This is a genomic window from Helicobacter japonicus (assembly GCF_000762845.2).
Taxonomy (GTDB): domain Bacteria; phylum Campylobacterota; class Campylobacteria; order Campylobacterales; family Helicobacteraceae; genus Helicobacter_C; species Helicobacter_C japonicus.
This window is the reverse complement of record NZ_JRMQ02000007.1, coordinates 77,496-84,607: the sequence shown is the minus strand read 5'-3', so window position 1 is coordinate 84,607 and position 7,112 is coordinate 77,496. Positions and strand designations below refer to the sequence as shown.

At 36.0% G+C, this 7,112-nt stretch carries 7 protein-coding genes; 6 read left to right on the top strand and 1 reads right to left on the bottom strand.

Annotated elements, in window-relative coordinates:
• Positions 1–285: 285 nt before the first annotated feature.
• Together LS65_RS06265 and LS65_RS06260 are read left to right on the top strand one after the other, a co-directional pair.
• Positions 286–1,518, top strand: a complete 1,233-nt coding sequence (locus LS65_RS06265; RefSeq protein ID WP_052061177.1) for an HD domain-containing protein — start codon at positions 286–288, stop codon at positions 1,516–1,518.
• 204 nt (positions 1,519–1,722) lie between these two features.
• Positions 1,723–2,694 (top strand): glycosyltransferase family 2 protein, encoded by a 972-nt coding sequence (locus LS65_RS06260; protein ID WP_034363045.1) that lies wholly within the window; start codon positions 1,723–1,725, stop codon positions 2,692–2,694.
• A 27-nt stretch (positions 2,695–2,721) separates the two neighbouring features.
• Here the strand turns inward: LS65_RS06260 and LS65_RS06255 are convergent, their stop codons facing one another.
• Positions 2,722–2,910 carry a hypothetical protein gene (locus LS65_RS06255; protein WP_138129793.1) on the bottom strand — a complete coding sequence of 63 codons (189 nt, stop codon included), beginning with the start codon at positions 2,908–2,910 and terminating at the stop codon, positions 2,722–2,724.
• Here LS65_RS06255 and LS65_RS06250 point away from each other — a divergent pair.
• The 4 genes from LS65_RS06250 to LS65_RS10185 are packed head-to-tail and all read left to right on the top strand — an operon-like array spanning position 2,879 to position 7,095.
• Positions 2,879–4,462 (top strand): hypothetical protein, encoded by a 1,584-nt coding sequence (locus tag LS65_RS06250; RefSeq protein WP_236096663.1) that lies wholly within the window; start codon positions 2,879–2,881, stop codon positions 4,460–4,462. The two genes, LS65_RS06255 and LS65_RS06250, sit on opposite strands and share 32 nt — an antisense overlap.
• A gap of 42 nt (positions 4,463–4,504) precedes the next feature.
• Positions 4,505–4,774, top strand: coding sequence for a glycosyltransferase (locus tag LS65_RS10375; protein ID WP_268903706.1), 270 nt, complete (start codon positions 4,505–4,507; stop codon positions 4,772–4,774).
• On the top strand, positions 4,689–5,531 hold the full coding sequence (locus LS65_RS06245; protein WP_268903705.1) for a glycosyltransferase family 2 protein: 843 nt from the start codon (positions 4,689–4,691) through the stop codon (positions 5,529–5,531). Before LS65_RS10375 ends, LS65_RS06245 begins: the two co-directional genes overlap by 86 nt.
• 25 nt (positions 5,532–5,556) lie before the next feature.
• Positions 5,557–7,095 (top strand): DUF6056 family protein, encoded by a 1,539-nt coding sequence (locus LS65_RS10185; protein ID WP_236096662.1) that lies wholly within the window; start codon positions 5,557–5,559, stop codon positions 7,093–7,095.
• Positions 7,096–7,112: the final 17 nt, after the last annotated feature.

The following is a 7,112-nucleotide window of genomic DNA, read 5'->3' as shown; positions in this document are numbered from 1 at the left end:
AATCTTGTTTTATGCTTATGTATTTGAGTATATGAAAAATAATCCAAACACAAGGCAAAAAAGCAAAGATAAATGCAAAAGAACTAAAGAGCATAGAGAACCTTATTAAAAAAGTTTGTTAAACTCTATAAGGCGTTCATACACCTTAGAATATTTAAGGTTTATTATAGCATTTATTGGTAAAGGTAAGATTAAAGCAAAGATTGTGGGTGATATTGGGGAGGAGTATATAAATGTAAGAATTTGTGTTAGAATCTCAACAAGCAATAAGATAAAAGGAATGTTATGGATTCAGAATTTAGCACTCAAAATCCTCATATCAAAACCCCACGCTTAAGTGCTGGGCTATTAAAAAAAATCTTTGTTGCAGCAAGTATTCGCCGCTGGAATGACCACGCTACACCTGTGGAATTTGTGGAGATTGATAAACAAGCGCATAAAATTGTGATTGCCTATATTTTGGCAAAATATGAGGAAAATAGTGGTAAAAGTATCGATTGGGAAAGATTAATATTGCAATTTTGTTTTGAATTTTTTGAGCGTATTGTTTTAACAGATATTAAGCCCCCTGTGTTTCATAAACTGCAAGAAACGCATAATAAAGAGCTTGTAGAATTTGTTTGTGAGCAATTAGAATCTGATTTGGGTATATATGAGTTTTTTCCAAAAATGAAAGAATATCTCTTAAGCACCAAAAATAACCTTGAAAGACAGATTCTCAAAGCTTCACATTATTATGCGTCTAAATGGGAGTTTGATATTATTTATCACTTTAATCCTTATATGTATGATGTGCAAAATATTCGCAATATCATTAATAAGCAGGTGGAGGAGCATTATCATTTGGTGGGAATGCGTGAGATTATGCTCTATGAAAATGTGCGGGAGCTTATAACAATGTTTGGGCAGTTAAGATTCCAAAAGCGGTGGAGTCAGACACCTCGCGTGCCGGCAACTTCAGTGCTAGGACATACACTTATTGTGGCTTTGAGCGCATATTTGATAAGCTTTGATATAGGTTGTTGTGAAAAAATGCGCCTCAATCACTTCTTATGTGGGCTTTTTCACGATTTGCCCGAGATTCTAACGCGTGATATTATCTCACCTATTAAACGCAGTGTAAAAGGGCTTGATAGGCTGATTAAAGAGATTGAAGAGGAAGCAGTGGAGAAAAAGATTCTAAGTATTGTGCCTCCAAATATGCGTGAAGACATCATTTACTTCACACAAAATGAATTTGCAAATCGTTACAAAATAGAATCTTTTATTCACATAGCAAAGAGCGGTGAGGAGCTAATGGAGTGTTTTAATCGTAATGAGAATAATCCCATTTATGGTGAATTTTTGAAAATATTTGATAATTTAAGTGCGTATTTGGAAGCAAAAATCTCCATTAGCCACGGTATTTCAAGTGATGACTTGATAAGTGGTGCAAATGAAATTTATAAAAAATGTGCTGATAAAGTTATTTGCAATGTAGATATAGGCAAACTTTTTAGGGATTTTGCCTTAAATTGAAAAGGTAGGTTGTGCTTCAAAATTTAAGCTAAGAATATTTTAAGTTTTTGAATATTAAAATCCACGCTTTATTTAATTATTAAGGGGAAAATAAATGGTATATATTGCACATTTTGTTTTATCTTCTTGTTTCACCCCCCCCCCCCCGTTAAAAAATAACCTTTTTTCTAGCTTTCTAACTTTTTTATTGCAAAGGATTCTGTAATGCTTCTTTGCATTGTTGTCCCTGCTTATAATGAAGAAGCTATGCTTATACAAACTTATCAAGAACTTAGCCTTGTGCTTAATACATTAATAAAACAAGGAGAGATTGCGCGTGAGAGTTTTATTTGTTTTGTTGATGATGGGAGCAAAGATAAGACTTGGGAGATTCTAAAAGGTATTTCACAGAATGAATCTACGAGCGAAGCTATTGCGGTAAGTGCAATTAAGCTTTCGCGTAACTATGGACATCAAAATGCACTTTTGGCAGGATTAGAATATGTGGCGGACAAATGCGATTGTGCCATTAGCATAGATTGTGATTTACAAGATGATGTTGGGGTTATTGGCGAGTTTGTAAAAAAAGCAAAAGCAGGTGCAGAAGTGATTTATGGTGTGCGCAAGAGTCGCCATAAGGATAGTGTGTTTAAAAAATATAGCGCACTGATGTTTTATAGGCTTATGGAGATTATGGGCGTGAAAATTATCTATAATCACGCTGATTATCGGCTGCTTTCTGCAAGAGCTATCAAATCGCTTCTTAACTTTAGTGAAGTGAATCTATTTTTGCGTGGTATTGTGCCATTACTTGGCTTTAAAACCGATGTGGTGGAATATGATAGGCTTGAACGTTTTGCTGGTGAATCCAAATATCCATTAAAGAAAATGCTTTCATTTGCGTGGAATGGTATTACAAGTTTTAGTGTAATGCCCCTAAGGCTTGTAAGTGTGCTTGGCGTTATGTTTTTTCTTTTGTCAATCATATTTGGGTGCTACGCGCTTTTTGTGAAGCTTTTTACTGATGGTGTAGTGTATGGCTGGGCTTCAACGATTATTCCATTATGCTTTTTTAGCGGGATTCAGCTTTTAAGCCTCGGGGTGATTGGGGAATATATAGGCAAGATATATACTGAATCTAAAAGGCGTCCGCGATATTTTATAGAGGCAATCACAAATCCACGCAAAAATTTGTAGCTAAACAAGATTCTAAGAATCTTTGCATTATACTCGTGCTTTCACATTTTGCAAAGATATTTTCATAAAGGAGTGGTGATGAGTGGATTGAAAATCAATATCGGGGGGGGGGGGCAACTTATTAGCTAAAGCCCCTTTATGGTGGCATATAGGTTTTTTCTTTTTTGTATGTTTGTATGCGTTTTTGGTAGTATATCGTGCGGCTTTTAGTGTCATAGATGACCATACACTTACACAAACACTTCTTATAGGACAACATATAGATTTTTTTATTCAGCCAAATATTGGTAGATTCTATCCGCTTGATGGGCAGGATTTGAATCTCCTATCAGCAGCTTTTGGCGCAAAGGCAGCGGTATTTTATGCTTTTAATGCTTTGTGTGTGTTTGTGGTGATTTTTGTTTTACGCTATGCAATGAGAGTTTTTATTGCGCATATTTTAGAATCTGCCTCACCTTCACACAAAGTATATGCTATGCAGAAAATTCCCTATGTAGTGGATATACTTCTTGTGCTTTTGCTTCTTTCTCCTAGTTTTATTAGCTCGTGGCTTAGGCTTTTTGTGCCAGAGCGTATGGAATTTGTATTTTTGAGCCTTTTTCTTATGAGCTATGCTTTTGTATTGGAATCTAAAAACACACGTGCTTCTAACCTTATGCTTCTTGTTGGTTTAGTCTGTGCTAATGTGTCTTTGTATTATAAAGAAACGACTTTTGCGATGATAATAGCTTTTGCATTCGTGCATCTTTTTTGTGTGTATTTTTCGCATACAAAGTGCAAGATTCACATAAGGCTTTTTGATATTGGGCTTATTCTTAGTGCGATTGTGTGGTTTGTTGTCTATGTTTTTGTTGTTTTGTTACAAAAAGATGATTCAGGATTTTATGGAGATACGCCTTATAATGCGCTGCTTGTCCTTGTTAAATCTTTTTTCACATATCTATGCAATGAACCTTTTTTATGTGGGATAATCTTGAGTGCATTGTTATATAGAATCTATGCAGTGCTTAGAGATAAGCAACCCTTTATTCCTCTACTTGATGCGAGTATTTGGGGTAGTGCGATTTTGCTTTGCGAGTATGTTGTGCTAAAACTTGCCTCTCATCATTATCTTTTGCCTGCGTATGTATTTGCTCTTATTGTTATTGGTGCGAGTTTTCTTTTATGGTGGCAGTATAAATGGTATAAAGTGATTTTTGCACTCTGTGCTTTTATGTTTGTGGGAAATACGCTTTTTGTATCTGCGTATGTGTGGGCGCATTATAAATTTATCCCGCCAAATTTTCAAGCTACACTTAGCTTTGTGAGTGATTATACACATATTCATTCGCACAATAGAATCTTCCTTGAGGGTGTGGATAGGGTAAGCAATGTAGAGGTTTATCATAGCTTTGGTAAGTGGCTTACATATTATGGGGCGCAAGATTTTGATTTGTATTCAAGCGATGCTGTCGATTCACGCTTTGTGAGTAGTTTTAATGGTAATGCGCATTGGAGTGTGTTTAAAAATAATGAGGCTATTGCTCAACAAAGTGGAGATTTGGTAATTGTAACTCCTTATAGTGCATATAATTTTGATTTAGAATCTTTAAGTGAAAAATATGAGTTGCTTTTTAGCGCAGAACAGGGCTATAATGTGCCATTACTTGGACTTAAAACTTTTCTTAAGGCTGCATTGCAATTTTTGGGACTAACACAAGGTGATATGATACTTTCACAAAATGTATATGGCTTGCCCTTGCATTTTTATGTATTGCGAGTGCGTTGATATTTTGCTATAATGTGCTTCATTTAGTCTAAAGGAAATAAAGTGGCGAAGCTTTCTCTTATCGTGCCTTGTTATAATGAGGCAGATAATTTACTTTCATTTTGTAAGCATATTTTTGCAGTCTTTGAGGATATTTCAAAAATATATTCTCAAAGTGTGTTTGAACTCATTTTTGTTAATGATGGAAGTAGTGATAACACATTGCAAATACTTCGTTCTTTGCAAAATGCGCAAGAGGGCAGTTGCGATATTCAAGATTCTGCTTTTCTTTCTATCCCCCCCCCCCGCTCAATGCAAAATAAAAATTATTGATTTTTCGCGTAATTTTGGTAAAGAAAGTGCCATATATGCTGGACTACAAGCAAGTAAAGGCGATTGTGTAGCACTCATTGACGCAGATTTGCAAGACCCACCGACAATGCTGCTTGAAATGTATAAAAAATGGCAGGATAATGAAGCAGATATTATATATGCAAGGAGAATCTCTCGTGCAGGAGAGAGCTTTATAAGGGCTAAGCTTAGCGAGGGATTTTATGTTTTAAGCAATCTTATCAGTTCGGTGCATTTAGAATCTGGTGTGAGAGATTTTCGCCTTATGGATAGGCAAGTTGTTAATGCGCTTTTAGGTATGAGTGAATATCATCGTTTTTCAAAGGCGATGTTTGAATGGGTGGGCTTTAAAAAATTTGGTTTAGAATATGAGTATATCCCACGCACACAGGGCAATAGTGGCTGGAGTTTTTGGAAACTCTTTAAATATGCCATTGAGGGCTTTATTAGCTTTAGCACTATGCCTTTACGCGTGGCTTTTGTGTTGGGCTTTGTGATGAGCGCGCTAAGTTTGGGCTATGGGTGTTATGCAGTGATAAGCACGCTTATTTTTCACAATGCTGTGGCTGGTTGGACTTCACTTGTAGCGTGGATAGCCTTTTTGGGTGGAGTTCAGCTTATCATACTTGGTGTTATTGGCGAGTATATCGCAAGAATCTATGAGCAAGTAAAATCTCGCCCGCATTATATCGCACGAAATATGAGCGAGGATACAAGAAATGATGGTTGTATAACCTAAATTTTGATGATATTAAGGAGTGAAAATGAAAATAATCAGCGGTAACACTGGGGAGGGGCTTAAAAGCGTAATTTATTTTTTCTGTCTTTTAGGCGGATTTTTTCTTGCTTTAAACGCGCTTTTTCCTACACAAAGTGATGATTTGGGTGCGGTGAGCGAGGGCTTAAGTGGTGCGTGGCGTAGTTATATGAATTGGAATGGTAGAATCTTTGAAATGCTAAGGATTGCTTATGTGGGAGCTCTTGCACCGAGTGTTTATTTTGTGATTGTTAATACCCTTATGGGTGTGGGATTTGTATTTTTATTTTTTGTTTTTATATTTGGGCGATTACCACGCGATTTTAATGATGTGGTGATATTAAGTCTTTTAATGTTTGTGCTTATGTTTCAAAGTGCTTTTGGTTCGATTTTTCTTTGGGCTGCTGGGAGTTTAAATTATTTATGGGCGTATTGTATCTTGCTTTGTAGTTTTATCCCTTATCGTTTATTTTGGGGGAGATATTTTGATTCTAAAGATATTTGTAAATCAAATATTGTAAAAGAGCTATGCAAAGCCCTTCTCTTTATGATTTTATGCTTTGTTGCCGGTATGAGTAGCGAAATGATAGGTGTTGTGGCAATCATCGTGCATATAGGATTCTTTATATACGCACTTTGTAAAAGAGTGCGTTTGCCTTTGTGGTATTATGCTGGGATTGTAGCTTTTACACTAGGCTATTTTGCACTTTATCTAAGTCCCGGACACGCTAAAAGAGTAGTAGTGTTTTGGGAGCTTTCGGGAAAGGATTCTTTTTATACTTTATCTCAACTATGGGCTATGAGTTTTGGTGAGAAAGTGCGACATTTAAGTGTTACTTATGCAAAGTTTGCTGGCTATTTACCTGTGATGGTCATAGTGCCAACGCTTCTTGTATGCTATAAAGAAAAGGCTAACAAATTTATATCTTTGGCTTTTGTGTTTGTTGTAGTGATGTTTTTTGTAATGACAAAAAATCATAAGCATTTTTTACCATTTGCAAGTGATTTTATTGGAATCTTTGCTTTTTTTGTCTCTGGTTGTTTTTTTGTAGGTTTTGCTTATTTTTATCATAAGAGAAATGATGAGGCAATGTGTAAGCTTTTTGTCAAATTATTTATCGCATTCTTGCTCTTTTGTTTGCTTGTAGGCACTACGATTCAAGTAGGTTTGCCCTCACGCGCAATGCTTGGCTATGATCTAGTTGAATTTGTAATGATTGTTTTTGTCTATCAGCAGTTTATGCAGTCTCTAAGCAGTGAGCGCATAGCAAAAATCATTAAAACTTTAATCTTAGCTCTAAGTTGTGTCTATGGGCTTTTTGTGCTAAGTGCGTATATCGATGGACGTATCAAATGGGAGAAAATGCTAGATTCTATTCAATCACAAAAAGCTCAAGGTATAGAAGAGATAAGAGTGAGTGGCTCTACCTTTACATCATTTTATCAAAATTATGGTGATTGGGGCAATCCGGGAGAGGATTCAAAAGTCTGGCCTAACACCACTTACGCACATTATTTTGGAGTTAAAAGCTTTGTGGTAGAATGAGTGATTAACAAATCTGG